The organism is Variovorax sp. 679 (genome assembly GCF_003952185.1).
Lineage (GTDB): Bacteria > Pseudomonadota > Gammaproteobacteria > Burkholderiales > Burkholderiaceae_C > Variovorax.
In genome coordinates this window covers 221,933-247,237 of sequence record NZ_RXFS01000009.1, presented here as the reverse complement: position 1 = coordinate 247,237, position 25,305 = coordinate 221,933, and the positions used below count along the sequence as shown (strand labels likewise).

Here is a 25,305-nt window from a genome sequence, read left to right as displayed (position 1 = left end):
TTCTCCCGCGCGGCTGTATTGAAGTTCTTTGTTCACTTGAAGGAATCCGTGTTGTTCAGCGTGGCGTGGTGGACACGTCGAAGCTCTGTGCGTCGAAGCGGGCCACGATCGAGCCCTTGAGGTCTTCCACCCGTATGCGGTTCGCGCCGGGCGTGGTGTAGTTCGCGAAGACGAGCACCGCCGCCACGCGCGGCGAGCCGATGGCGCTGGCGGGCACGCGGATCGTCTGGCCCGGCACCAGCTCCCACGAGAGGTACGACAGGCTCTGCGGAAAGGTCTTCTGCAGGTCGGCGCGCGCGCCGAACCACTTGGCGGCCGTGAGCTCGGTGACGCGCGCGAGCATGGCGTCGTCGAGCACCATCACCACGTCGACCGCCACCGGGCTGTTCTGGTTGGCGCCGGGCGCGGCCGACAGCGTGAGCTCGTTCCAGTTCACCCGCGTGCCCTTGGGAAAGAGGCTGCCGCATGCGGCGAGCTGCGAGGCGAGCAGCAGCGCCGCCATCCACTTGAGAAATGTCTTCGTCCGGTTCATCGCGAAATTCCTGGGTTCGCCGCCGTGGAGGCCTGCTGCATGGCTGCGGCCTGTGCCTGCCGCGCACCTACGGCGATGCCCATCAGCAGGATCAGCACCGAGGCCAGCACGCTGCAGCCCGTGAGCAACATGACGTTGCCGCGCGTGAGCACGAAGCGCAGCGGTTGCACGGGCGCCACCTCGGCAACGGGAGCGGCCACGCGCTCCGAGGGCAGGCCGGCCGACACCACGGAAATCAGCGCGCAGGTGGCCAGCAGCGTCAGCAGGTTGCGCGGGCCCTCGCAGATCAGGTCGATGGCGAGGAACAGCGCCAGCGCCGCCTCGATGGGCAGCTGCAGCATCGACAGCACGATGCCCGCGTAGCCCACGTTGGTCAGGCTGTTGTTGCCGGCCGAGGCGAAGGCGGCAATGGTTGCGCCCGTGCCGATCATTGCGATGTCGGCCGCGCCGAGCGTGCGGTCGTAGAGGTTCGCGACGAAGAGCGCCGCCAGCACGTAGTACAGCGCCGAGCCCGCGCGCAGGAACACCGAGGCCGTGGGCACCACCAGCTCGACGATGCCGCGGCTGAAGCCCAGGCGCGCGCTCATCGCCTCGATGGTGTGCGGGATGCTGGCCGTGGTGCTCGACGACATCAAGCTCACCAGCATCGGCGTCTTCAGGTGCTGCAGCACCTCGGCCAGCGGCTGGTTACCGCGCCGGTGGATCACCGCGATGGCCAGTGCGCCGAGCAGTGCCACCAGCACCACGAAGTGCAGCAGGAAGCCGCTCATCGCTCGGATGGTCACTGCATCGGTCTGCGACAGCACGTGCGCCGACATGCCGAATGCCACCACCGGCAGCAGGATGTTGGCGCGCGCGATGATGAGTTCGAGCGTGCGGTAGATGCCCTCGAACATGTGGTTGAGCGCCGCGTGCTGCGTGCGGGCCAGCGCCGCGAAGGCCAGGCCGAACAGCAGCGCGCACGAGAGGATGCCCAGCGAACGCCCCTCCACCAGCACGCGGAAGAAGTTGTCGGGCACCACCGTGACGCGGGGGCGCTCGATGGCGGTGGCCTGCGTGCTGCTGTCGTGCAGGCGCATCTCGATGTCGCCGCCGTCGCCGGCTTTCTGCACCAGCTCGCCAAGGTGCTCGCGCGATTCGGCGTCCAGGTGTGCGCCCGGCGCATTCACCCAGCCCAGCGCCAGCCCGGTGGCCGCGCAGCTCACCACCAGCAGCAGCGCGAGGCCCGCGATCATCGCGATGCGCCGTCCCGGAAAGGGCAGCCCCATCGTCTGGCGCAGGCCGAAGAAGGTGGCCACCACCAGCAGCGGAATGGCCGCCATGCTCACGATCGCCAGGTAGACCTGCGCCGCCGTGTACGCAACGTCGCCCAGCGTGGGCGCGTACACGCCCGCGACTGCGCCTGCCGCCATGCACAGCAGCATGGCGAGCAGGCTGTGGGACATGCGCGTCAGGAAATCCATGCCGGCTTGTTCCATCCCTTGTCGAGCGCGAATGCGACCGTGGCGCGGGCGAGCTCCAGCGAGCTGTCGACCAGCGTGAGCGGCGTGCGCTCGGCGGCGTGCGCGGCCTGCGCGGCGATGGGCAGCTCGGTGCAGCCCATGATCACGGCGGTGGCGCCGGTGGCGGCCAGCGCTTCCAGCGCGAGCCCGAACGCGGTCGCCCCGGCCTGGATGTCGCCGCCCTTCACGGCGCGGATGCAGGCATCGACATGGTCCTGGCCGGTGGCGGCGTCGGGCACCAGGAAGTCGATGCCGCGTTCGCGCAGCGCCTGCTGGTAGAAGCCCGAAGCCAGCGCGCCGCGCGTGGCGAGCACCGCGACGCGCACCGGCCGGTCATCGTGCGCAGCCCCGATGGCGGCCACGCACGACTGCGCGATGTGGATCACCGGCGCGCGGCTGTGCGCTGCGATCTGCGCATACCAGTGGTGCGACGAGTTGCAGGGAATCGCGATCACGCCTACCCCGGCGTCGTTGAGCACGTCGATGCCCGCCAGCAGCGCCGCGAGCGGGTCGGGCCCGGTGCCCAGGATGGCGCTGGAGCGGTCCGGCACGTGCGGCAGGTTCGCGACGATCACCGGCAGGTGCTCCTGGTCGCGCGTGGCGGGCGTGAGCTGGATGATCTTGTCCATGAAGTCCACCGTCGCCGATGGACCCATGCCGCCGAGAACGCCTATGCGTGACATGAGGGCGCGCTCCCTAGATCTTCAACGGCCGTGGGCAGACGACGGCGACGGCCGCCGTGTTGCCGATGACCAGCACCAGCGTGCGCAGCATGTCGCACACCGGGTCCACCGCCAGGAACAGGATGAAGGCCGCCTCGAAGGGCAGGCCCAGGTAGGTGCAGGTCATGCCGATCAGCGAAACCGTCACCAGCCCCGTCATGCCGGCAGAGGCGAAGCCGGCGAGCACCGAGGAGGTGAGCACGATGCCGATTTCCACCGGCGTGAGCGAGCGCCCGTAGATCTGCGCGATGAAGAGCGTGGCGCACACGTAGTAAACGACCGGCCCGATGCGCAGCAGCGACACCGTGAGGGGCACCAGCAGCTCGACCCGCGAGCGCGCGAAGCCCAGCCGCGTGACCAGGCTCTCGATCATGATCGGCATGCAGGTGGCGCTGCTGCGCGTGGCCAGCGCCAGCGCGAAGGGGCCGCGCAGGGCGTTGAGCGTCTGCCCCAGCGTGCCGTTGGAGCGCTTCCAGATGATGACCGCCGCCACCGCAAGCAGCAGCGCCGACACGATGAGGAAGGCGACCACGAAGGCGCCCATCGCTTTCAGCGGCTCTATGCCGGTCTTGCCCAGCTGTGCCGCGCTCATGCAGAACAGCACCACCGGCAGCGGAAAGCTCAGCCAGCGCATCAGCGTCTGGCAGGCGTGATAGACGGTTTCGAGCGCCTGCGTGAGGCCGTCGGAAATGCGCGTGGGCACATGCCCCACGGCCAGGCCGAACAGCAGCGCGAACACCAGCGTCTTCAGCGTGTCGCCGTTGGCCAGCGCCGAGAAGATGTTGGCGGGCACCAGGCTCACCAGCATGTCGGCGAAGCTGGCCGTCTTCTTCGCTTCGTCGGTGCCGCGCAGGTTCATGGCCGTGTCGCTGGCGCTCAGGTCGCCGCCGACGATCTGGCCGAAGGTCTGCATGGTGCTGCTCGGCAGGTTCTCGCCGGGGCGAAGAATCAGCAGCGTGGCCGCGCCCGCGATGGCCACGAAGGCCGAGAAGGCGAGGAACACCAGCGCCACGCGGCCCAGCAGGCTGGCCGTGCCGCCGTCGCGAAAGAGCCGCTGCAGGCTGAAGATCACGGCCGAGACCATGAAAGGCAGGGTGATCATCTTCAGCAGGTCGACGTAGATGTCGCCCACGAAGCTCAAGGGGGTCGCGAGCGGGGGCGCGAGCATGCCGAAGGCGACACCGGCCCCGAGGCTGATGATCACGACCCACGGGTTGAGGACGAAGGCGTAGAGCTTGGAGGTATTCATGATGGTCGGGCGTCCTGTGCCGGTCAGCGGTCGAGTGCCTGCAGCACCTTCTGGATGTCGAGCTTCTCGGCGCGCTGCGCGAGGAACTGGTTGACGTAGGCCAGCAGCGTCGTGTCGGTCACGGCCACGCCGATGCCCAGCGTGTCTTCCAGATCCTTCAGCGTCACCGTGCGCAGCACGAGCGAGACGGTGGGGTCGGCCTTGAGCACGCGCTTGACCTCGAACTCGTCGCGGTACGCGCTCACGACGTCGCCCTTGTGCAGGGCCACCAGCACGTCGTTCCAGGTCGGGAACTCCTGCACCTTGGCGTGCGGGAAGTTGGTGCGCGCGTAGTCGGCAAAGGACGACTTGGCGATCACGCCGATGCTGCCGTCGAAGTTGCGGATGACTTCGGGCAGGGGCCGTCCGCGCGAGAGCTGCGCGAACTTCACGCGGTTGAGGATCAGCGAGTGGTTCAGCGTGAGGTACGCGTCGCTGAAGGCGATGGTCTGCGAGCGCGCCAGCGTGCGCGACAGCTTGCTGATCGCCAGGTCGGCCTGGCCGTTGGCCAGCAGGTCCACCACGGCGTTGAAGGTGCCGGCCTCGCGGTTGAAGCGCAGCTTCACGCCCAGCTCCTTGGCGAGAGACTGCGCCAGGCCCACCTCGAGCCCGGTCCACTGGCCGCTGTCGTCGAAGAAGAAGAAGGGTGGCGTGTCGACCTTGAGCATGGCCACTACCAGTTCGCCGCGCGTCACGATGCGGGCGATGTCGGGCGCGAGCAGGCGGCCGTCGGCCACGCGCACGAGACCGTTGGTGAGCACGGGCGCCGGCGCGGGTGGCGCGGCGGGGGCTGCCGACTCTGCGGCGGCGGCGAACACAGGTGCGGGCGCCGCGACCACGGGAACGGGGGCAGGAGCCGCAGGCACCGTGAGCGTGCCTTGCGCCACGGGCCGTTCGCCCGCGGCAGCGACCACACCGCTCGCGCAAAGGCCGGCAAGCGCCAGCAGGGTGGGAAGGGCAAGGCGCCGCAGCGCGTTGTGCATGCCCGTGAGGTGTCGTGCGTTGTTCGACATGCGTGGGTTCACTTTGCTCATTGGGTGGGAGCCGCGGGAGCCGGGGCGGGCGCGGCGGAGGGCGATGGGGACTGGGGCTGCGGCGGCGCCATCGCAGCGGGCGCGGCAACCGGTGCGGGCACGGGCGCGGGCGCCAGCAGCTTGCCGATCTCCACGCCCATCAGGAACAGGAGGACGCACAGCAGCACCAGGCAGGCCGCCGTGATGGCGACCATGCGGGAACTCATCGTGAAAACGTATTGCGACATGGGGTGGGTGCCGTTCGTGTCAGGGAACCATGGAAGTGAATTGCCCGGGCGCGACCACCTGGATCACGCCGCCCCAGTTGCAGGCGAGCTTCGAGCTGTCCTGCAGCGCGGGCATGTTGCCGACCAGCACCGTGGGCGAGCCGGGCGCCCATGGCGCGGCCGTCACCGGAATGCAGGGCATGGGCGTGAAGGCGCCGAGCGCGGCAGCGGTGGCCGCTGCCACCATCGGGTTCGACATGCTGTTGCAGGTGCCGAAGGGCAGGATGTTGACGATCGGCTTGTTGTCCATGATGTTGGCGGCCGGCACGTTGCTGGTGACCACGCCGCTCACGGGCAGCACCGTGAGGCTGGAAGGCGCGGCACCGAAGCTGCATTGCAGCGTGGCCCCCATGCAGACGTGCATGCCCATGGCTCAGCCTCCCCTCACGAGTTTTTCCAGGCTCTTCATGAAGCCCGGCGATGCGACGGTTTCGACGACCTCGCGGCCGGCCTCGTCGAAGCGACGCGGCTTGCCGAGCGGCTTGCCCTGGCGGTAGGAGATCTCTTCCATGAGCTGTCCGCCGGGCCAGAAGCGCCGCAGCGGGCCATGCAGCACGTTGGCCACGTAGGTGGACGACTGCGCCATGCCTCCGCCCTGCGCGTAGTCGATGACCTCGCCGTCGAGCAGGCCGGCGCGATAGCGCTCGCGCCGCACCATGCGCCCTTCGTGGAAGTAGGTGGCCTCGCCTTCGAGGCGGCCGCCCACGTAGGGCAGCCGGGCCGTAACGTCGCCCGATTCGGCATACGACACGGCCTCGCCGTGCTGCAGGCCGCGAACGTGCTGCTGCGTCTGCATCAGCTTGCCGCTGGGGTAGTAGCCGCGCGTGGTGCCTTCGGCCACGCCGCCCAGGCGCTGCGTTTCCTGCAGAAGCTGGCCGCGCTCGTCGTACATGCGCATGGCGCCGTGCGGCAGGCCGGCCTGGTAGGAGGCGTCCAGCGCGGGCTTGCCGCCCGCAGAGAAGACCTGCATCGGCCCGTGCGGTACATCGCCCACGAACGAGGCGCGCACCACCGTCTGGCCGGCGTCGTCCAGCGTCTCGCGCACCACGGCGGCGGGAAGGTCGTTGGCGGGGATGGAGGAGGGAAGTGCCATGGCGCCGCTCAATTGATCTTCACCAGCCCGCCCTTGAGCGTGACCATTCCACCACCCTCGACCGCGTTCATGCCCGAGGCCTTGCTGCTGATCGAGGGGGCCTCGGTCGACAGCGAAGCGCCGCCCTTGGCCGACAGCGCCACGCCGGCTTCCGCCTTGAAGTTGATGGCGGCGTTGGCGCCCAGGTCGGTGCCGGCCTTCAGGTCCAGCGTCTGGGCCGATTTGATGAGCAGCGTGCCCGTCACGTCGATCACCAGGTTGCCCGTGACCTTGAGCTCGTAGTTGCCCGTGACCGTCTGCGTGAAGTTGGCCTTGTTGTCGTGCGTCTCGTTGCCGGTGACGTCGAGCGCGCGCGTGCCTTTCACCGAGTGGATCTCGTTGCCCGTGTCGACCTTGACAGTGCGGTTTCCCTTGGTGACGGTGTGGGTCTCGTTGCCGGCGATCACCGTGGTACCCAGGTCGTTCTCGATCTCCACGCGCATGTCCTTCTGCGCGTGCATGTAGAGCTCCTCGGAGCCCTTCTTGTCCTCGAAGCGCATCTCGTTGAAACCTCCGCCGCCCTTCGTCGAGTTCGAGCGGATGGTGCTTTGCGAGGAACTGCCCGGCAGCGCGACCGGCGTGGCGTGCGTGCCGTTGTAGACGCTGCCCGAGACCAGCGGCCGGTCGGGGTCGCCGTCGACATAGCTGATGACCACCTCCTGCCCGACGCGCGGCAGAAAGAGCGCGCCCCAGCCCTCGCCGGCCCACATCTGCGAGACGCGGATCCAGCAGGAGCTCTTGTCGTCCTTCTTGCCCAGCCGGTCCCACGGGAACTGCACCTTGATGCGCCCGTGCTCGTCGGTCCAGATCTCTTCCCCCGCCGGGCCGACCACCGTTGCCGTGTGGTTGCCCGCCACGACCGGGCGCGGCGCGACCAGCGGCGGGCGAAAGGGCAGATCGGGCGGCAGGGTCTCGAAGCTGTTGCCGTAGTGCTCCAGTTCGGCGTGATGCCGCACGCTGTGCACCACGTACTGCGCGTTCAGATCCCCGCGCGGATGTTCTTCGAGCGTGAACGTGGTGCCGGGCGTGAGGTAGTGGCAATGGCTGTCGCCGCGCCCGCAGCGGCTGGCGGCGTGGTGCCCTTCCAGCCGGATGCGGGCGCGCGCGCTGCCGGAGGCCAGCGCCACGCGCGACGGGTACTCGTAGTCGGCGCCGCGCCCGACGGCGCCTTCGGTCTGCTTGAGCAGGCTGGTCGCGGGCATGAGGAAGTCGTAGTCGTCCACCGTGTGCGACTTGGTCACCAGCCGGGTGTCCGACTCGAAGCGGGTAATGGCGTGCGGATGCGTGTGGCCTTCGTCGCCGCTGCGCATGAGGAGCTTGCCGGCGTGCGGGCAGGGTTGCCAGGCCGAGTTGCTGTCGGCCAGCACCAGCGTGTGCTCGCTGTCGGTGAAGGTGAAGAAATAGAAGATGCCTTCCTCTTCCATCAGCCGCGAGACGAAGTCGAAGGCCGTCTCGTCGTAGCGCACGCAGTACACGCGCTTGTCGTAGCTGCCGTTGAGTTGCGCGGAGAAGCTCACGCCGAATTCGGTGAGCACCGACTGCACGATCTCGGGCGCGGTCTTGTCCTGGTAGATCACGCGGTCGCGCCCCAGCGTGAGCAGCCACATGCGCGGAACCAGCTCCAGCGTGTAGGTCGCGAAGTCGTTGCTGCTGCCCATGTAGGTGAAGCGCGAGACGATGCCGTTGAAGAAGCGCGCCTCTTTCTCGGGCCTTTGCAGCGTGACCGTGGCCGAGGTGCCGATCAGGTCGGCCGCCTTCAGCGCGTCCTCGGAAGAACGCATGGTGAGCGAGCAGGCGAAGAGCTGCGACAGGCCCTCGGTGGCCTGGAAGGTGTCGAGCAGCAGGTCGTCGGGGCCGAGCGTGGTTCGCACCGTCAGGAAGGCGGCGTGCTGGGTGAAGCCTTCGCGCATGTTCATCCGCTCAGCGTCTCCGGCTCGAAGCCGAAGGCGAAGGCACCGTCGGCGCCCACGCCCATGTGCACCCCGGTGAACGCGGCGGCCATCGAGATGCGTTCCAGCACCTGGCGCGAGAGTTCGGGCAGCACCGCGTGGGCCAGGATGTGGTCGATGTTGCGCGCGCCGCTGTCCACCTCGGTGCAACGCGCGGTAATGGCGTCTTCCACCTGCACGTCCCATGTGAAGGCGGCGTGATGGTTCAGCGAGAAGCGCCGCGCGAGCTTGCCGAGCTTGAGGTTCACGATGGCGCGGATCTGTCCGTCGCCGAGGTGGTGATAGGGCACCAGCGCCAGCCGGCCCAGGAAGGCGGGGCTGAACTGCTTGAGCAGCTCGGGGCGCAGCCGCTCCACCAGTTCCTCGGGGTCGGGCCTGCGCCCGCCCTGCGAGGCCTGCGTGATCACGTCCTGCGCGGCGTTGGAGGTCAGCAGGATCAGCGTGTTCTTGAAGTCGATCTGCACGCCTTCGCCGTCTTCCATGGTGCCCTTGTCGAACACCTGGAAGAAGAGCTCCAGCACGTCGGGGTGCGCCTTCTCCATCTCGTCGAGCAGCACCACGCTGTAGGGGCGGCGGCGCACCGCCTCGGTCAGCACCCCGCCGCGCCCGTAGCCCACGTAGCCGGGCGGTGCGCCCTTGAGGCTGGAGACGGTGTGCGCCTCCTGGAACTCCGACATGTTCACGGTGATGACGTTGCGCTCGCCGCCGTAGAGCAGGTCGGCCAGCGCGAAGGCCGTCTCGGTCTTGCCCACGCCGCTCGGGCCCACCAGCATGAACACGCCCACGGGCTTGCCGGGGTCGTCGAGGTCGGCGCGGAAGGTGCGCACGCGCCGCGCAATGGCGTCGAGCGCGTCGTCCTGCCCGACCACGCGCTCTGCGAGCTTTTCCTTCAGGTTGAGCACCGTGTGCAGCTCGTCGGTCATCATCTTGCCGACCGGGATGCCGGTCCAGCCGGAGATGACCTCGGCCACCATGACGCCGTCGACGCACACCGGCACCATGGGCTCGTCGTTCTGCAGCGCCTCCAGGCCCTTCTCGAGGCGGCGCAGCGCGGCGGTGAGCAGCGTGGGGTCGTTCTCCTCGTCGGGCGGCGGGGCATCGTCGCGCAGGCTGTCGGCGATCTTGCGGCGCAGCGCGACGATCTCCATCACCGCGTGCTTCTCCTCGTCGACCTTGTCGGACAGGCGCTTGTGCTTCTGGCGCAGCGCGTCGAGCTTCGCAGCCAGTGCGGCGATGGCTTCCTGGTGGTCGCCGCCGGTGGCCGCCTCGTGGCGCAGCACGCGCAGCTCGCTCTCGGCCGTGGCGATGTCGCGCGCGGCCGATTCGAGTTCGGCCGGCAGCCCGTTCTGCCCGATGGCCACGCGCGCGCAGGCGGTGTCGAGCACGCTGATGGCCTTGTCGGGCAGCTGGCGGCCGGTGATGTAGCGGTGCGAGAGCTTGACGGCCTCGCGCACCGCGTCGTCGACGATCTCCACGCCGTGGTGCTTCTCCAGCGTTTCGACCATGCCGCGCAGCATGTCGATGGCGACTTCCTCGCTCGGCTCTTCCACCTTCACGACCTGGAAGCGCCGCGCGAGCGCCGGGTCGCGCTCCACGTATTTCTTGTATTCGGCCCAGGTGGTGGCGGCGATGGTGCGCAGCTCGCCGCGCGCGAGCGCCGGCTTGAGCAGGTTGGCCGCATCGCCCTGGCCCTCGGAGCCGCCCGCGCCGATGAGCTGGTGCGCTTCGTCGATGAACAGGATCACCGGCGTGGGCGAAGCCTTGACTTCGGCGATGACCGACTTGAGCCGGTTCTCGAACTCGCCCTTCACGCCCGCGCCCGCCTGCAGCAGTGCGAGGTCGAGCGAGCGCACCGACACCTGGCGCAGCGCGGGCGGCACGTCGCCCTGCACCACGCGCTGCGCGAAGCCCTCGACCACGGCCGTCTTGCCCACGCCCGCCTCGCCGGTGAGGATGGGGTTGTTCTGGCGGCGGCGCAGCAGCACGTCGATGATCTGGCGGATCTCGCCGTCGCGGCCGCGAATGGGGTCGATGGCACCGTCGCGTGCGAGCTGCGTCATGTCGACCGTGTACTGGTCGAGCGAGGGCGTGGCGGAGCTGCCGCGGCGCGCGGTGGGCATCTGCATCGCGCCGGCTTCGGCCGTCGGTTGCGGCGCGGCAGGCTGGTTCGCAGCGGGAGCGGAGGGCGTCGGTGCGATCGGCGCGGCGGCCAGCGCCGCACCCGCCGCATCTTCCGGCGAGGACTGCAGCAGACCCGCCAGCTCGTCGCGCAACGCGCCGCGCGGAATCTGCAGCAGCGCGGGCGCGGCATCGACCAGCCGGCCGCGCAGGCGATCGACTTCGAGCAGCGCCAGCATCAGCGTGCCCGAGCGCACGTGCTGCTGGCCCAGCAGCATCGAGCTCATGAGCCAGGCTTCCTGGAAGAGCGGCGCGAAATCGGGCGCCAGGCTCGGCGTGCGGCCGTTGCCGCGCTTGAAGGTGTCGAGCGACTTCTGCAGCTGCGCCTGCACCGCGTCGGGCCGGATGCCGAAGCGGCCGAACACCAGCCGCAGGTCGGGCGCCTCGTTGTCCACCAGCTTCATCAGCAGGTGTTCGATGTCGACGTTGTAGTGCGTCTGCTGCACGCACAGCTCGGCGGCCTGTTCCATGGCGCGCTTGCATTCCGGGTTGAGCCGGCCGAGCAGGGTGCGGATGTCGATGTCCATAGGAGAGCGTGTTCGGATCAGCCGTGGGGCGCGTCGCCGCCGTCGCTGGTCAGGGTGTGTTGAACGGGCGGCAGCGCACCGCGGAAGCCCGGCCCGGCGACCCAGGAGGTCCAGCCCAGGCGCATGGGGTTGGCGGCGCCGAGCACGCTGCTGCGTCGCTCGGCGGGCGCCAGCCTGAGTTCCATCTCGACCTTCAGGTCCTGTGGGATGAAGCGGCGCACCAGCCACTTGGCGAGCGCGTGGTCGGCGCCCTTGGGCAGCAGGTCGCGCAGCCGCTGCTGGCTCAGCTCGCTGAAGACGAGGCGGATGCCGGCGCCCTGGTCCCACACGCGCTTGCCGAGCACCGCGCCGCCGCCCAGCGGTTGGCGCATGTCGAGCCGCGCCGAGGCATCGGGCTCCAGCGTGAGCCAGCGGCCGCGGAACTGTGTGCCGTGCACCTTCACGCCGAGGCGGTCGCGCAGCAGGGCCAGCAGGGCAGTCATGCCGCGCGGCGCGCCGCCCAGCAAGCCGGCATGGCGCAGCCACAGCGCGGAGCCGTCGGGCGCGCGCACGCCGGCGCGCAGGCCCAGCGCGCTGGCGGCGTCGAGCGTGGCGGCCAGCGTGGAGCGCGAGGGCGACAGCGGGTTGAGCGCGACGTGATGCTTGCGGCGGCTGCGGTACAGGAACGCCAGGAAGCGGTGGTTGAAGATGTCGAGGAAGTCCGCCGTGGCGTGATCGCGCTGCTGGCGGCGCTCCAGCAGCATCTCGGTGAAGGGCATCGGCAGCGGGCCGCCGCTGCCGGCCAGCGAGAGTGTGGGCGTGGTGAGCGTCCAGGGCTCGCCGGTGGGCGCGCGGGTGCCGACCGCGCGCACGTCGCTGGCCTCGAAGGCCAGCGAGACGAAGGCATGCAGCCGCACGGCCTCGCGTTCGCGCGGGCCCTGCGAGCGGCCCACGGGCACCGCGTCGGGCGTGGCGCGCTCGAGCAGGCTGATGGCCTGGAACAGGTTGAAGTCCTGCGGGCGGGCGCTGAGTTCGTCGACGATCACAGCACCACCTGACGGCCCGTCATCGGCGCCCATTGCTTGCGGATTTCCTCGCCGCTGCGCACCGCGAGGCGCACGAAGGAATTGACCGAGGTGTACATCGCGAAGAAGCGCGCGAGCACCGCCGACATCAGGAGCGGCGAACCGCCGACGAAGGCGTCGTCCTCGAATTCGAGCGTGACCTGCGTGCCCCTGCAGTAGCCGCGCCAGGCCTCGGTGCCCACGTGGGCGGTGACGCCGCGCGCCGAGAGGCCGGCGATGCCGCGTATCTGGGCATGGTCGCGCCGGCTGTCGGAAGCGAACAGCAGCAGCATCTCGCGCAGCTGCTCGCGACCGGTGGAGCCGTCCACCAGCGACTGGTGATTGAGCGTGAGCAGAGACACCAGGCGCCACAGCGTCTCGCTGCCCAGCGGCGGATCGCGCTGTGCGGTGGGTTCGTACAGGCAGCGCACGTGCGTGGGCTGCGGCGGGCCCTCGGCCAGCAGGCGCGCGCCCACGGGCACCTGCTCGGCAAGGCGCCGGTTGGTGCACAGCAGGTGCGCATACACCACGGGCTGCGCGGGCCGGGTGTGCGCCTTGCCCTGGTCGACGAAGGACAGGAAGACGTCGGTGCCGGGAATGTTCTGGCGCAGGCAGGGCTCGCGCCGCGCGGACCAGAACACCGCGCCTTGCGTGCCCCTGGCGCCGTCGACGTGGCCCAGCGCCGCGAAGCCCGGCACGTCGACGGGCTTGTCGGCGTCCGGGTCGGAGGCGATCACCGAGACGATGGAGTGCACCTCGGTGGTGGCGTCGCGCTGGCGGTCCGGCACCAGCATGTATTCGTAGTGGCGCTGGTCCATTGCCAGCGGCTCGCTCACGCGCGGGAACAGGTTGACGATGGGCGTGCAGCCGAGCTGGAAATTCTCGGCGTCGATGTAGCGCAGCGCGCGCGTGGAGCGGTCGAGCTGGAACGCCAGCTCGCAGCGTTTTCCGCTGCCCAGGCGCGAGCGAAGGTGATGCAGGTCGAAGAAATGGAACTTGCGCGGGAACGCGAAGTACTCCTGCAGCAGGCCGTAGGCGGGTTGCGCGTTGGCGGGCTGCGGCAGCACCTCCTCGCCCTCGGCGAAGCCGACCTCGCGCCATGCGTCCGCCGGCAGCGTCTGCGGCATGCCGCCTTCGGGAGTGAGGAACACCGACTTCACGCCCGACACCAGCGCGTCGTACAGCGGCATCGTGGTCATCCAGTCGCCCTGCAGGTGAATGCGCAGCGTGTCGATCTCCAGCTCGGAGAAGTCGGCCTCGGCTTCGCATTCGAGTGCCAGGCGCAGCACGGCGTCGGCATCGATGGCGGCGTGCGCGATGCGCACCGGCCACAGCACGGTGTCCCAGGCGGTGCGGAACCGGCAGTCCTGCGATGAAGCACCCGGCGCGTGCGGCGAGGTACGCGCATGCAGCACGGTGTGGCGGGGCACGCGGAAGCCGGCCGTGACCTTGCCCTGCGCAGGATCGAGCCCGAACTGCGCCACCGACATCGAGGGCAGCGGCTGCACGAGCGAGGGGCAGAGGTTGTCGAGCAGGGCGTAGGCGACGTCGGGAAATTCCTGGTCGAGGTCGCGGTGCACGCGCGCCGACAGGAAGGCCACCGACTCGATCAGCCGTTCGGTGTGCGGGTCGAGCGATTCGCCGCCGTGCAGCGAGAGGCGCGACGCGACCTTGGGGTAGCGCTGCGCGAAGTCCGCGCCCTGTCCGCGCAGGTAGGACAGCTCGCGCTTGTAGTACTGCAGCAGGTCGCTGTGCTGTATGTCGGACACGTCAGGCGACTTTCATCAGGCTGTCCGGCGTGCCGAGCAGCATCTCGAAGTCCACGCGGCGCAGCGCCAGGCCGGCGCGGGCCTGGGCGCCGATGCGCACCAGCGCCACTTCGTGCCGGTTGGGCGTGGCGCTCACCTGCACGCTCACGTCAGCGAGGCGTGGTTCGTAGCGCGAGACGGCCATGCGCAGCAACGCAGCCAACTGTTGAAGGTCGGCTGCGTTCTGTGCGCTGAGCGAGGAAAAATCGGGAATACCGTACTCCAGCACCGTGCCGCTGCCCTGCGCGTACTCGTCCGCCGAAAGCGGCGAGCGCGTGTTGAACAGCCGGCGCAGCTCCCGGCCGATGGAGTCCTGCACGGACTCCATCGTCTCGAGATGCGCGCCGCCAGGGGCGAGCCCGGACTGCTGCGGCGACGCCAGCCGGTCGAACAGGGGCAGCACGCCCCCTTTGACAAGTTCGGACACGGTGAGCGCCGGACGTCAGCGTCGGGCCGTCATCAGGCCGCCGCGATGTTCTTCGAGATGTCCCAGCCGAACGGTGCGACGCCTTCCTGGCCGCCTTCTTCCTTCTGCTTCGTGTACTTGGCCTTGATGACCGCGTAGTTCAGCGAGAAGCTTTCCGATGGCAGGTCGCCGCCGCTGGACACCGAGAGGTTGCTAATGATCACGTCGGTCAGCGTGATGACCAGCAGTGGCAGCAGGCCGTCCTTGTCTTCGCGCGGGAAGGTGATGATGGTGTCGCCCGCGAGGACCGTGCCGCTGGCGAGCTTCTGCAGCAGCTGGGGCGTGGCCGAGTCGCTGGTACGCGTCACGGTGATCTCGGAGAAGCTGGGCTTGCCCGCGGTGCGCTCCTGGTTGGAGGTGCCTGCGGTCACGGCGAGGCCGGCGCCGAACTGGAAGCTCTGCACTTCCAGTTCGTCCTTGTGGCCTTCGATCTGGGTCTGGCCGGTGACGCCGGGGATCTTGAGATAGATGGGCATTGGAGAGTTCTTTCTTTCTGACGATCAGTTGTTCGTCGACGTTGATTGGGGGAGGCGATCAGGCAGCTGCAGCGGCCGGCAGGTCGGCCACCAGGCGGATCGAGGCCGAGAGTTCCTCGAGCTGGAAGTGCGGCTTCAGGAAGGCGATGGCGCGGTACGAGCCCGGCTTGCCCGGCACTTCGGTCACGTCGACGCGGGCCTGGCTCAGCGGGTACTTGGCCTTCATGGCCTGCGGAGCCGAAGGGCTCACCAGCACGTAGTTGGCCACCCAGTTGTTCAGATGCTTCTGCATGTCGGCCTGCGTCTGGAAGCTGCCGATCTTGTCGCGCACGATCACCTTCAGGTAGTGCGCGAAGCGCGAGGCGGCCAGGATGTAGGGCAGGCGGGCCGAGACGGCCGCGTTGGCGTTGGCCGCGTCCTTGTCGTACACCTTGGGCCTGTTCACGGTCTGGCCGCCGAAGAAGGCGGCGGTGTTCGAGCCCTTGGAATTGACGATGGCGATGAAGCCCAGGTCGCTCAGTTCCTTCTCGCGGCGGTCGGTGATGGTCACTTCCGTCGGCGGCTTCAGGGCGACGTCGCCTTCGTCCGTCTTGTAGGCGTGGGCCACCATGCCGTCGACCTTGCCGCCGCCTTCCACGCCGCGGATGGCGGTGGTCCAGCCGTACAGCGAGTGCGCCTGCGTGATGCGAAGGCCGAGCTGGTAGGCGGCGTTGGCCCACAGGTACTTGCCGTGGTCGGTGCCGTCCACGTCTTCCTCGTAGTTGAAGTTCTCCACGGGGACGGTCTTGGCGCCGTAGGGCAGGCGGACCGCGTAGCTGGGCAGCACCAGCGACACGTAGCGCGAGTCCTCCGAGTCGCGGAAGCCGCGCCACGAGGCGAGCTCGGCGCTCTCGAAGGTCTTGGAGAGGTCGCGCGGAACGCCCAGTTCGGTGAACGACTTGAAGTCGAACAGCGCGGGCGCGGCGGCGGCGATGAAGGGGGCGTGCGCGGCGGCGGCCACGCGGGAGATGCGCTCCAGCAGGGCGATGTCCTGCGGGTGGCGGCCGAAGTAGTAGTCGCCGATCAGCAGCGAGTAGGGGTGGCCGCCGTAGGTGCCGTATTCCTCTTCGTAGATCTTCTTGAAGAGCACGCTGGTGTCGTGGTCGACGGCGGTCTCCAGGTCCTTCAGCAGGTCCTTCTTGCTCACGTTGAGCAGGCGCAGCTTCAGGTTGCTGCCGGTCTCGGTGCCGAACACCATGTCGTGCAGGCCGCGCCACGAGGCTTCGAGGGCCTGGAACTCGGACGCGTGCAGGATCGCGTTGAGCTGGTCGGTCAGCAGGCGGTCGATCTCGGCGACGCGCTCGTTGATCAGCGTGACCACACCCTTGTCGGGGCTGGTCTTCATGCCTTCGTCGAGGATCTGCGAAGCCAGCTGGCCGATCAGCTTCTTCGCGTAGGCGCCCTGCGAAGGCTCGGTCGTCATGTTGCCTTCGTGGACGATCTTGTCGAGCAGGCTCAGGTCACTGGTCGTGACGGTGGTTGCTGCACTGCCGGCTTCGGCGGCTTTGGATTTGTTGGCCATCTCTATCACCATTCATGAAGTGCCGGGCTGCGCGCGGGTGCGCGGCGGCCGGCGTGGTTGATCACGCTGCCGGAGCTTCGGCTTCGGGGGACGATTGGGTCTGTGCGGCGTCCGGTGCGGCCGCCGCGGCTTGCGCAGGTGCAGCGCCGGCTTCGGCCCTGGCCTGGCTCTGGACCGTCTTGAGGTCTTCGCTGTTCTGCACCACGCGCTCGAGCAGGCCGTCGAGTTCGTCGTTGCCGTCGAGCTTGGCGAGCAGGTCGCGCAGTTGCTGGCGCGCTTCGAGCAGCTTGGCCAGGCGGGGCACCTGGCTCACGATGGCTTCGGGATGGAAGTCGGCGAACTGCTTGAAGTTCAGCTCGATCTTCAGGTTGCCTTCGCCCTTCATGGTGTCGGGCACCGAGAGGTCGAGGCGCGGCGAGATGTTGCCGAGCACACCGTCGAAGTTGTCGCGGTCGATCTCGACGAAGCGGCGTTCCTTGAGCTTCGCCAGCGGCTGCGCGGGCTGGCCCGAGAGGTCGGCCAGCAGGCCCACCACCAGCGGCAGCTCCTTCTTTTCGACTGCGTCGCCGATCTCGACGTCGTAGGTGATCTGGACGCGCGGCGGACGATTGCGTCCAACCCAGTTTTGCAGGCTATTCGACATTTTTCGCTCTCAGAAAAGGTTGAAGTGACAGGAACACTCGTTGCGGTTTTCGACGCCCGTCGCCTGGTCGGGCGGCGCGCGGTCCGTTGCCGTTGCAGTCGCGGCAATGCATCAAAGACGGTACGAAAGATACAAATCGAGATATCTGCTAACAATCCCCAGAATTGGGTAGGTACCCCATATCGCGTGTAAAACCTGCCGAAAAAGCAAGTGCTCAACGTCTGGAAAACATTACTTCTGAGCGTTTCGTCACGTAATTGACACGCAAATGTCCAGCGTGATATCGGATGGGCACGCAAGTCGGTGCATCCGGTCAGGCGGATGGCACGGGAGGAGGGGTGCTGGGTGTTCGCGCGCCGGGGGCATGCGCGCGAAAAAACGGGCTATTTGTAACAGCCGGAATGGAAGCGCCGCAGCCTGGGCTGTGGCAACGGGGGAGGGTGTCGAGCAGGGAAACGCAGCCGCGTTTTCCTACAGTTCGATGAATGCCGAAGTGGCCTTGTTGAGCGCGAGCCGACCCTTGGCGGTGATCGATTCGACCTGGGCCAGCTGACGGATCGCGCGCGCATCGGATGCGCGGTCCGAAGGCGGAATGAATGCCGTCACCAACTCTGCCGCACGCAGCACGCGCAGCCTGTCGATGTCTGCCGGCGTGTGGATGACATATGGCAATTTCTGCTCGGCGATAGCCCGAAGAAATTCCATGGACATGACCCGTCTCCTTTTGGTTGAGGGCGTTGCGGACATTGTGCGCACAAACAATTAGCGTTGTCTAAACCCTGCGCCGCGCGTGCCTTTCCTCGCGTGTACCGAAGTGTTCCTTTGGCGGCGCGAAGGCGACGAAGGTGCCAGTTTGTTTCTGGCAACCTGCCGATGAGCTGACTAGTTTCTGCTCTGGCCGATGGCCTGAACAGGCCATGCTGTGGTGTCCGGCATCACGATGTGCCAGTGGACCGGGTCGATGCCTTCGAAGGTCGCGCGATAGCGATCGGACGTGCGGCTTTCGCCGGTCACATCGCGTATCACGATGCTGTCGATGCGCTGCGGATGCGAGCGAAACGTTTGCGCGTAGATCTCGGGGTCGGCCTCGCCCGAGTCGCCGACCAGCACGAAGCGGCGCTGCGGAAATTCGGTGAGCAGCCGCTCGATCACGCCGAGCTTGTGTCCACGCGAATCGTCCTCGCCGGGAATCAGCGTGCGCCATGTGGTGCTCTCGCGCAGGTGCATGCTGCCTGCGGGAAAGTCGGCGGTGCGGATGAAATCCGAGAGCGCAGGGTAGAGCTGTATGGGGCTCGCCGACAGATAGTGAAAGCGCGTGTCGGGCGTCTTCGCGAGTTCGCGGTACCAGCCTGCCATGCGCGGTGCCGCCTCGAAGCGCCGCGCGAAGGTGTTGAGCAGCATCTCGCGCCGGTCGCGCACTTGCGTGCGCTTGATGGTGTCGTCGATGTCCGAGATGACCGACACGCCTTGCGCGGGCACCACGAGCGCCTGGCCCCTGAAGCGGTGCAGCAGTTCGCCGGGGCCTGTCACACCGTGGAACTGGACCCAATCCCTCGGCGAGGGCGAAGTGGGCAGCAACGGTGCACGCGGCACGTCTATCACGATGCGAAGGTTGGTGCGGCCGTCCTTTCCCGATGCGGGCATCGTCACGCGCTCGGAGCTGTTGTCGAAGGCGACGTCGATCCGCTTGTCTTCTTCCGACTCCGCATGGAAGAGGGCCGTGCGCTGGCTGAAGCGCAGGCGCGCGGCGGGCGAGAGCTTCTTCAGGCTCAGGCCCAGATAGCGCGCGAGCGCAGTGTCGAGGCCCCAGCGATGTTCGCGCTCGAAGATCCATGCATGGATGTCGACCTCGAGTCGGCCGTCGGCGGTGGGGCGCGCCGTGCCGGTCATGAAGAGCGCTTCTTCGTCCGGCTTCAGAGGCTCCGCGGCCTGCAGCGCCCGTATCGGTGCGAGGCCTGCGAGCAGCGCCGCCCCCGCCACCACCGACCTGCGCCGCAAGCCGGGCAAGGCTGGCCGGTGCGGGGCGCGGTCGTTCATCGCTTCACTTCGCCGCGGGGGCGACGCGCTCGTAGGTCACGAAGCTGAAGCCGATGCCGTCCTTGGCCGAGACATGCGACTCGCGCTGCGTCTCGCGCCAGGAAGAAGGGTCGAGTTCCGGCGCGTAGGCATCGCCTTCGTAGTCGCGCGCAACCTCGGTCACCACCGCGCGCTGCGCGAGCGGTTCGGCCTCGGCGTAGATCTGCGCGCCGCCGATGACCCACGCGGTCTGGGCGTCCGGCGACTCGCAGAGCGACAGCGCTTCCTGCAGGCTGCCCGCACGATGCGCGCCCTCGGCCTGCCAGTCGGCCTGCCGCGTGATCACGATGTTGCGCCTGCCGGGCAACGGCCGGAAGCGCGGCGGCAGCGAGTCCCAGGTCTTGCGGCCCATGATCACCGGCGCGCCGGCTGTCTGCTGCTTGAAGTGCGCCATGTCCTCCGGGATGTGCCAGGGGATGGTGTTGTCGATGCCGATCACGCCGTTGGCGGCGCGGGCGAAGATGAGGTGGATGCGGGGCTTGCTCATTCAGCTCACACCGCCACGGGCGCCTTGATCGGATCGCCGTGCCGGTAGTCCAGCACCTCGAAGTCTTCGTACTGGTAGTCGAAGATGGAAGCCGGCTTGCGCTTGATGTTCAGCGTGGGGTACGGGTAGGGCGTGCGGCTGAGTTGCAGCGCCACCTGCTCGGCGTGGTTGCTGTAGATGTGGCAGTCGCCGCCGGTCCAGATGAAGTCGCCCACGTCGAGGTCGCACTGCTGCGCGATCATGTGCGTGAGCAGCGCGTAGCTCGCGATGTTGAAGGGCACGCCCAGGAAGATGTCGGCGCTGCGCTGGTAGAGCTGGCAGCTGAGCTTGCCGCGTTCGCCCTCGGCCTGCGGCGGTGCCACGTAGAACTGGAAGAAGGCATGGCAGGGCATGAGCGCCATCTTCGACAGTTCGGCCACGTTCCAGGCGCTCACGATGATGCGGCGCGAGTCGGGGTTGGTCTTCAGCGTCTTGATGACATCGGCGATCTGGTCGATGTGTCCGCCGTCGGGGGTGGGCCAACTGCGCCATTGCACGCCGTATACGGGGCCGAGGTCGCCGTCCTCGCGTGCCCATTCGTCCCAGATGGTGACGCCGCGCTCCTTGAGCCAGTTGTTGTTGCTCGAGCCGGTGAGGAACCACAGCAGTTCCTGGATGATGGACTTCAGGTGCACCTTCTTGGTGGTGACCAGCGGGAAGCCCTCGTTCAGGTCGAAGCGCATCTGGTGGCCGAACACGCTCTTGGTGCCCGTGCCCGTGCGGTCGCTCTTGAAGACGCCATGGGTGTCGACGTGGCGCATGAAATCTTCGTACTGGGAGCGGACGGGGCGGGCGGGCGTGGAGGTCATGGAGGAGGGGCTTCCGGGGGAACTGGCGGGAGGCTTCGAATTTTAAGTGCCCGGGCGTAGCATCGCCGGAATGAGCGCCGACCACCCCCACCACGATCACGACCATGACCATGAACACAGCGAACTCGGCGAGATGGACCTCCGCGTCCGCGCGCTCGAGAGCGTGCTCGCGCAGAAGGGCTACATCGACCCCGCCGCACTCGACGCTCTGATCGACACCTACCAGACCCGGGTCGGCCCACGCAACGGTGCGCGCGTGGTGGCGCGGGCCTGGGTCGATCCGGCATTCAGGCAGTGGCTGCTGGCCGATGCCACGGCGGCGATCGCCTCGCTGGGCTACACGGGCCGGCAGGGCGAGCACATGGTGGCGGTGGAGAACACCGGCGAGCTGCATCACATGGTGGTCTGCACGCTGTGCAGCTGCTACCCGTGGCCGGTACTGGGCTTGCCACCCACCTGGTACAAGAGCGCGCCGTACCGCTCGCGCGTGGTGAAGGACCCGCGCGGCGTGCTCGCCGACTTCGGCACGACGCTGCCCGACACCACGCGCATCCGCGTCTGGGACTCGACTGCCGAGGTGCGCTACCTCGTGATCCCGCAGCGACCCGCCGGTACCGAAAGCCTGGGCGAAGAAGAGCTCGCCGCACTGGTCTCGCGCGATTCGATGATCGGCACGCGGCTGGCCGGCGCGCCCGCCGAAGCAGGGAGTGCCGCATGAGCTACATGACGAAGGCCGATCTCGGCGGCCTGCCGGGCTTCGGCAAGGTGGTGCCCGAAGCCGAAGGCGAACTCTTCCATGCCGGCTGGGAGCCGCGCGCGTTGGCGCTGGTGCTGGCCATGGGAGCCACCGGCTCGTGGAACATCGATGCGAGCCGCGCCGTGCGCGAGACGCTGCCGGACTATCGCGAGCTGAGCTACTACCAGATATGGCTTGCCGCGCTGGAGCAGCTGATGCTGCAGCGCGGGCAGATTCATCCCGACGAGATCGCGAGCGGGGAGATGCGTCACACGGCCGCTCCGGTGGCTCGCGTGCTGCAGGCGGCCAACGTGCCGGCCGTTCTTGCCAAGGGCTCGCCCACCGAACGGCCGGCACCGGCTCCGGCGCGCTTCGCTTTGGGGCAGCCGGTGCGCATGCACCTGGGCAAGGTCGACCATCACACGCGGCTGCCGGGCTACGTGCAGGGCAAGCGCGGCACGATCATCCACGTGCATGGCGCGCACGTGTTCGCCGACACGAACGCGCAAGGGCTCGGCGAGCAGCCGCAGTGGCTCTACACGGTGGAGTTCGACGAAGCCGAGTTATGGGGCGACGATGTGCCGCGTCAGAACCTGTCGGTATCGGTCGATGCGTGGGAAAGCTATCTGGAGGCGGTGGCATGAGCGGCATGCCCCTTTCGCCCGGCATGCCGCGCGACGCGGACGGCCCCGTCTTCAATGCACCCTGGGAAGCGCAGGCCTTCGCGATGACGCTGGTGCTGCATGAGCGCGGCCTGTTCACCTGGCCGGAATGGGCCGAGGCGCTGGCTGTGCAGATCGCAGCGGCGCAGGCCGCGGGCGACCCCGACAACGGCACCACCTACTACCGCCACTGGCTCGCGGCGCTCGAAGGACTGGTGGCCCGCAAGGGCGCCAGCTCCGGCGACGAACTCGCCCGCTATCGCCACGCCTGGGAACACGCGGCCGGCCGCACGCCGCACGGCCAGCCGATCGAGCTGCGCGGGGAAGACTTTCCCGGCTGAAGTGTCTGTAGAGTGCATGCGGCAGCCCCGTGCCGCGCCTTCCCGGAATTTCCATCAACAGAACGGACAACATGACGACTCACTCGCGCCATCCCTTCCCGGCTCCCTCGGCCATGAAACCCGCGGCCCCCGCCCGCCGCCGCATGCTTGCCATCGCCCAGTGCACCGCGCTCGCTTGCGCGCTCCTCGCCGGCAATGCGATGGCCCAGAAGCCGCACCAGGCCGTGCTCGATGCGGCCACGCAGAGCAAGGACGGCGCGCTCAAGATGCTTGAGACCATGGTCAACATCGACTCGGGCTCGGCGGACACCGCGGGCCTGGCCAAGGTGCGCGAGATGGCGGTGGAAGAACTGCGCAAGCTGGGCGCGCGCATCGAGACCTTTCCGGCCGATCCGCATCCCGGCACCAACGTCGTGGCCACGCTGACCGGCCAGGGCAAGAAGAAGATCCTGATCCTCGCGCACATGGACACGGTGTTCAAGGAAGGTACGGCAGCGGCCAAGCCCTTCTACATCAAGGACGGCCGCGCCTACGGCCCCGGCGTGATGGACGACAAGGGCGGCGTGGTGGCCGGCCTCTACGCGCTGAAGATCCTGCAGCAGATCGGCTTCAAGGACTATGGGCAGATCACCTTCCTGCTCGACACCAACGAGGAGACCGGCTCCGTGGGCACCAGCGCGCTCATCGAGCGCGTGGCCAAGCAGCACGACGTGGCGCTGAACCTGGAGCCGGGCCGTCCGGCCGACGGCCTCGTGGTCGAGCGCAAGGGCTCGGCCACCGCGCTCGTCGAGGTGAAGGGGCTTGCCGCTCATGCGGGCGTGGCGCCCGAGGCGGGCCGCAACGCGGCGATGGAAGTGGCGCACCAGGTGCTGCAGCTATCGAAGACCGCCGACGCGGCGAAGAAGACCACTGTCAACTTCACTGTGCTCACGGCCAACGGCCCGACCAACGTGATCCCTGCGACGGCGAGCGCCAAGGGCGACGTGCGCGCCGCCACGCCCGAGGAGCTCGACCGCGTGGAGAAGGACCTGGTGCGCATCTCGCAGAACAAGCTCATTCCCGAGACCGAGGTGAGGGTCCGCCTGATCCGCGGCCTGCCGCCGATGCCGCGCTCGTCTGCGTCTGACAAGCTGGTCGGCATGGCCGAGGGCATCTACGCCGAGATCGGCAAGAAGCTCACCATCGAAAGCAGCGGCGGCGCGGCCGATGCGAGCCTGGTGGCGGGCGTCGGCGTGCCGGTGCTCGACGGCTTCGGCATCGTGGGTGGCGGCATCCACACGCCGGAGGAATACGCGGAAGTCGAGAGCGTGGTGCCGCGGCTCTACCTGCTCTCGCGCATGCTGATGGACCTGTCCAGCAGCAGCAACTGACCGCTCAACCGCGCTTCGGAATGCCCAGCCCCGCCACGACGGCGGGGCGCGCCACGAAGGCTTCGAGCGTGCGCGCGACGTTGGGGAAGTCCTTGAAGCCGACCAGGTCGCCCGCCTCGTAGAAGCCGATCAGGTTGCGTATCCAGGGGAAAGTGGCGATGTCGGCGATGCTGTAGCTGTCGCCAAGAATCCAGGCGCGGTCGGCGAGCCGCTTGTCGAGCACGCCCAGCAGTCGCTTCGACTCGTTCACGTAGCGGTCGCGCGGGCGCTTGTCTTCGTAGTCCTTGCCGGCGAACTTGTTGAAGAAGCCGAGCTGGCCGAACATCGGGCCGATGCCGCCCATCTGGAACATCACCCACTGCAGGGCTTCGTAGCGGCCGGCGGCGTCCTGCGGGATGAGCTTGCCGGTCTTCTCGGCAAGGTACACGAGGATGGCGCCCGACTCGAACAAGGCCAGCGGCTTGCCGCCGGGCCCGTTGGGGTCGAGGATGGCCGGGATCTTGTTGTTCGGGTTGAGCGACAGGAACTCCGGCGACATCTGGTCGTTGGTCTCGAAGCTCACGAGATGCGGCTCGTAGGGCAGGCCGGTTTCCTCCAGCATGATCGACACCTTCACGCCGTTGGGCGTGGGCAGCGAGTACAGCTGCAGCCGGTCGGGGTGCTGCGCGGGCCACTTCTTCGTGATGGGAAAGCTCGAGAGGTCGTTCATGAAAGGGTCCTTGAGAGGCAAACTGCAAGCGCCGGATTCTGCCCGGGCCGGCGCCCGGGCGTGCGCATGCGGTCTTGCCTGCCCTCAGATCCCGAGCCAGCTCATCAGCGATGCCTCGACGTCGGCCGAGGGATTGACGAAGCCCACGTAGTTCGACGCCGCCAGCGCGCGCTTGCCCGCATCGGTCTGCGCCAGGCCCAGCAATGCATCGCGCGCGGCATTCACCGTGGCCGCGTCGAGCTTGCTGGATGCGAGCCATTGCTTGATCGGCACCGCGCGGGATTCCGCGCAGACCTTGCCGCCGCCGTCCTTCCAGGTCTTGACCACGCTCGAGGCGGCCGTGGCGCCGTAGGCCGCGAAGCCGTTCTGCACGTAGAAGGGCACGGCCTCCTGGAAGCGCGTGTTGGTGACCTTGACCGCACCCGGGCCCTGCAGGCCCTGCTCGCGCAGCATGGCGCGCGTGATGACGGAGGTGATGGAGTCGGCGTCGGGCATCACGAGCTGCTTGCCGGCCACGCTCTTCCAATCGGAGATCGGCTGCTGCTCCTTGCACAGGAACGAGACCTTGTAGTCGGTGTAGCCGGTGGTCCAGGCGAAGGCCTTGTACTGCCCGCCCTTGATGGCAGCGAGGGCGACGTGCGAGGGATGCACGAAGGCGAGGTCGACCTGCTGTTGCTTCAGTGCCTCGCGTGCGCCGTTGTACGAGTTGAGCACCTTGACGGTCACCGGCTGCTTCAGTGCCTTGGACAGCACTTCGGCGATGGGCTCGAAGCGGGCGGTGATCTGCGCGTCGGACACGTCGTAGCTCACGCCTTCGCTGACGCCGATCACGAAGGCATTCGCCGAGGCGCAGGCAGTGAGAAGCGCGCCCGCTGCGATGCGGGCGGTGATGCGAAGCGAAGAGTGGAGGGGCTGGCGTTGCATGGCGAGGCTTTCTTTGGAAATGAGG

At 68.1% G+C, this 25,305-nt stretch carries 26 protein-coding genes; 4 read left to right on the top strand and 22 right to left on the bottom strand.

The features are described from left to right. Positions 1–55: 55 nt before the first annotated feature. From EJO71_RS24255 to EJO71_RS24160, 20 genes are all read right to left on the bottom strand, one after another. Positions 56–532: a hypothetical protein gene (locus EJO71_RS24255; protein WP_125951027.1), complete on the bottom strand. Its 477-nt coding sequence runs from the start codon at positions 530–532 to the stop codon at positions 56–58. Further along, positions 529–1,995 carry a cation:dicarboxylase symporter family transporter gene (locus tag EJO71_RS24250; RefSeq protein ID WP_125951028.1) on the bottom strand — a complete coding sequence of 489 codons (1,467 nt, stop codon included), beginning with the start codon at positions 1,993–1,995 and terminating at the stop codon, positions 529–531. The genes EJO71_RS24255 and EJO71_RS24250 overlap by 4 nt, the downstream gene beginning before the upstream one ends. Beyond that, positions 1,983–2,717, bottom strand: coding sequence for an amino acid racemase (locus EJO71_RS24245; protein WP_125951029.1), 735 nt, complete (start codon positions 2,715–2,717; stop codon positions 1,983–1,985). Before EJO71_RS24245 ends, EJO71_RS24250 begins: the two co-directional genes overlap by 13 nt. Positions 2,718–2,730: 13 nt before the next feature. Beyond that, on the bottom strand, positions 2,731–4,005 hold the full coding sequence (locus EJO71_RS24240) for a cation:dicarboxylase symporter family transporter (protein WP_125951030.1): 1,275 nt from the start codon (positions 4,003–4,005) through the stop codon (positions 2,731–2,733). 23 nt (positions 4,006–4,028) lie between these two features. After that, positions 4,029–5,078 carry an ABC transporter substrate-binding protein gene (locus EJO71_RS24235; protein ID WP_240651494.1) on the bottom strand — a complete coding sequence of 350 codons (1,050 nt, stop codon included), beginning with the start codon at positions 5,076–5,078 and terminating at the stop codon, positions 4,029–4,031. Beyond that, on the bottom strand, positions 5,075–5,305 hold the full coding sequence (locus tag EJO71_RS24230) for a hypothetical protein (protein ID WP_125951032.1): 231 nt from the start codon (positions 5,303–5,305) through the stop codon (positions 5,075–5,077). The genes EJO71_RS24235 and EJO71_RS24230 overlap by 4 nt, the downstream gene beginning before the upstream one ends. Positions 5,306–5,324: 19 nt before the next feature. Further along, positions 5,325–5,714, bottom strand: coding sequence for a DUF4280 domain-containing protein (locus EJO71_RS24225; protein WP_125951033.1), 390 nt, complete (start codon positions 5,712–5,714; stop codon positions 5,325–5,327). 3 nt (positions 5,715–5,717) lie between these two features. Further along, entirely contained in the window at positions 5,718–6,437 is a 720-nt protein-coding gene (locus EJO71_RS24220) for a toxin-antitoxin system YwqK family antitoxin (protein ID WP_125951034.1), read from the bottom strand. 8 nt (positions 6,438–6,445) lie between these two features. Beyond that, positions 6,446–8,392 (bottom strand): type VI secretion system tip protein TssI/VgrG, encoded by a 1,947-nt coding sequence (gene tssI / locus EJO71_RS24215; protein ID WP_346428061.1) that lies wholly within the window; start codon positions 8,390–8,392, stop codon positions 6,446–6,448. Continuing rightward, entirely contained in the window at positions 8,389–11,130 is a 2,742-nt protein-coding gene (tssH, locus tag EJO71_RS24210) for a type VI secretion system ATPase TssH (protein ID WP_125951035.1), read from the bottom strand. The genes tssI and tssH overlap by 4 nt, the downstream gene beginning before the upstream one ends. A 17-nt stretch (positions 11,131–11,147) precedes the next feature. Further along, on the bottom strand, positions 11,148–12,188 hold the full coding sequence (gene tssG / locus EJO71_RS24205) for a type VI secretion system baseplate subunit TssG (RefSeq protein WP_125951036.1): 1,041 nt from the start codon (positions 12,186–12,188) through the stop codon (positions 11,148–11,150). Then, positions 12,152–13,933, bottom strand: a complete 1,782-nt coding sequence (gene tssF / locus EJO71_RS24200) for a type VI secretion system baseplate subunit TssF (RefSeq protein WP_125951260.1) — start codon at positions 13,931–13,933, stop codon at positions 12,152–12,154. The genes tssG and tssF overlap by 37 nt, the downstream gene beginning before the upstream one ends. A gap of 10 nt (positions 13,934–13,943) precedes the next feature. Further along, entirely contained in the window at positions 13,944–14,408 is a 465-nt protein-coding gene (gene tssE, locus EJO71_RS24195; protein WP_125951037.1) for a type VI secretion system baseplate subunit TssE, read from the bottom strand. A 32-nt stretch (positions 14,409–14,440) separates the two neighbouring features. Next, entirely contained in the window at positions 14,441–14,923 is a 483-nt protein-coding gene (locus EJO71_RS24190) for a type VI secretion system tube protein Hcp (RefSeq protein ID WP_125951038.1), read from the bottom strand. Between the two features lie 58 nt (positions 14,924–14,981). Further along, entirely contained in the window at positions 14,982–16,484 is a 1,503-nt protein-coding gene (tssC, locus tag EJO71_RS24185) for a type VI secretion system contractile sheath large subunit (RefSeq protein ID WP_125951039.1), read from the bottom strand. A gap of 61 nt (positions 16,485–16,545) precedes the next feature. Continuing rightward, positions 16,546–17,127, bottom strand: a complete 582-nt coding sequence (tssB, locus tag EJO71_RS24180) for a type VI secretion system contractile sheath small subunit (RefSeq protein WP_125951040.1) — start codon at positions 17,125–17,127, stop codon at positions 16,546–16,548. A 471-nt stretch (positions 17,128–17,598) separates the two neighbouring features. Next, on the bottom strand, positions 17,599–17,838 hold the full coding sequence (locus tag EJO71_RS24175; protein ID WP_125951041.1) for a hypothetical protein: 240 nt from the start codon (positions 17,836–17,838) through the stop codon (positions 17,599–17,601). A 171-nt stretch (positions 17,839–18,009) separates the two neighbouring features. Next, complete coding sequence (locus EJO71_RS24170; RefSeq protein ID WP_125951042.1) at positions 18,010–19,164, bottom strand: App1 family protein; 1,155 nt, start codon at positions 19,162–19,164, stop codon at positions 18,010–18,012. A 4-nt stretch (positions 19,165–19,168) separates the two neighbouring features. Further along, entirely contained in the window at positions 19,169–19,690 is a 522-nt protein-coding gene (locus tag EJO71_RS24165; RefSeq protein ID WP_125951043.1) for a dihydrofolate reductase, read from the bottom strand. A 5-nt stretch (positions 19,691–19,695) separates the two neighbouring features. Then, positions 19,696–20,538 (bottom strand): thymidylate synthase, encoded by an 843-nt coding sequence (locus EJO71_RS24160; RefSeq protein WP_125951044.1) that lies wholly within the window; start codon positions 20,536–20,538, stop codon positions 19,696–19,698. A gap of 70 nt (positions 20,539–20,608) precedes the next feature. On the opposite strand from EJO71_RS24160, the gene nthA reads away from it, so the two are divergent. The 4 genes from nthA to EJO71_RS24140 all read left to right on the top strand — a co-directional run bounded on the left by nthA (position 20,609) and on the right by EJO71_RS24140 (position 23,647). Further along, positions 20,609–21,256 carry a nitrile hydratase subunit alpha gene (nthA, locus tag EJO71_RS24155; RefSeq protein WP_125951045.1) on the top strand — a complete coding sequence of 216 codons (648 nt, stop codon included), beginning with the start codon at positions 20,609–20,611 and terminating at the stop codon, positions 21,254–21,256. Further along, positions 21,253–21,918, top strand: a complete 666-nt coding sequence (nthB, locus tag EJO71_RS24150; RefSeq protein WP_125951046.1) for a nitrile hydratase subunit beta — start codon at positions 21,253–21,255, stop codon at positions 21,916–21,918. Before nthA ends, nthB begins: the two co-directional genes overlap by 4 nt. Further along, complete coding sequence (locus EJO71_RS24145; RefSeq protein ID WP_125951047.1) at positions 21,915–22,277, top strand: nitrile hydratase accessory protein; 363 nt, start codon at positions 21,915–21,917, stop codon at positions 22,275–22,277. Before nthB ends, EJO71_RS24145 begins: the two co-directional genes overlap by 4 nt. A gap of 71 nt (positions 22,278–22,348) precedes the next feature. Then, positions 22,349–23,647, top strand: coding sequence for a glutamate carboxypeptidase (locus tag EJO71_RS24140; RefSeq protein WP_276311677.1), 1,299 nt, complete (start codon positions 22,349–22,351; stop codon positions 23,645–23,647). Positions 23,648–23,651: 4 nt separating this feature from the next. On the opposite strand, the gene EJO71_RS24135 is transcribed toward EJO71_RS24140, so the two are convergent. Both EJO71_RS24135 and EJO71_RS24130 read right to left on the bottom strand, forming a co-directional pair. Next, positions 23,652–24,356 carry a glutathione S-transferase N-terminal domain-containing protein gene (locus EJO71_RS24135; protein WP_125951048.1) on the bottom strand — a complete coding sequence of 235 codons (705 nt, stop codon included), beginning with the start codon at positions 24,354–24,356 and terminating at the stop codon, positions 23,652–23,654. An 84-nt stretch (positions 24,357–24,440) separates the two neighbouring features. Then, positions 24,441–25,280, bottom strand: a complete 840-nt coding sequence (locus EJO71_RS24130; RefSeq protein ID WP_125951049.1) for a PhnD/SsuA/transferrin family substrate-binding protein — start codon at positions 25,278–25,280, stop codon at positions 24,441–24,443. Between the last annotated feature and the right edge of the window lie 25 nt (positions 25,281–25,305).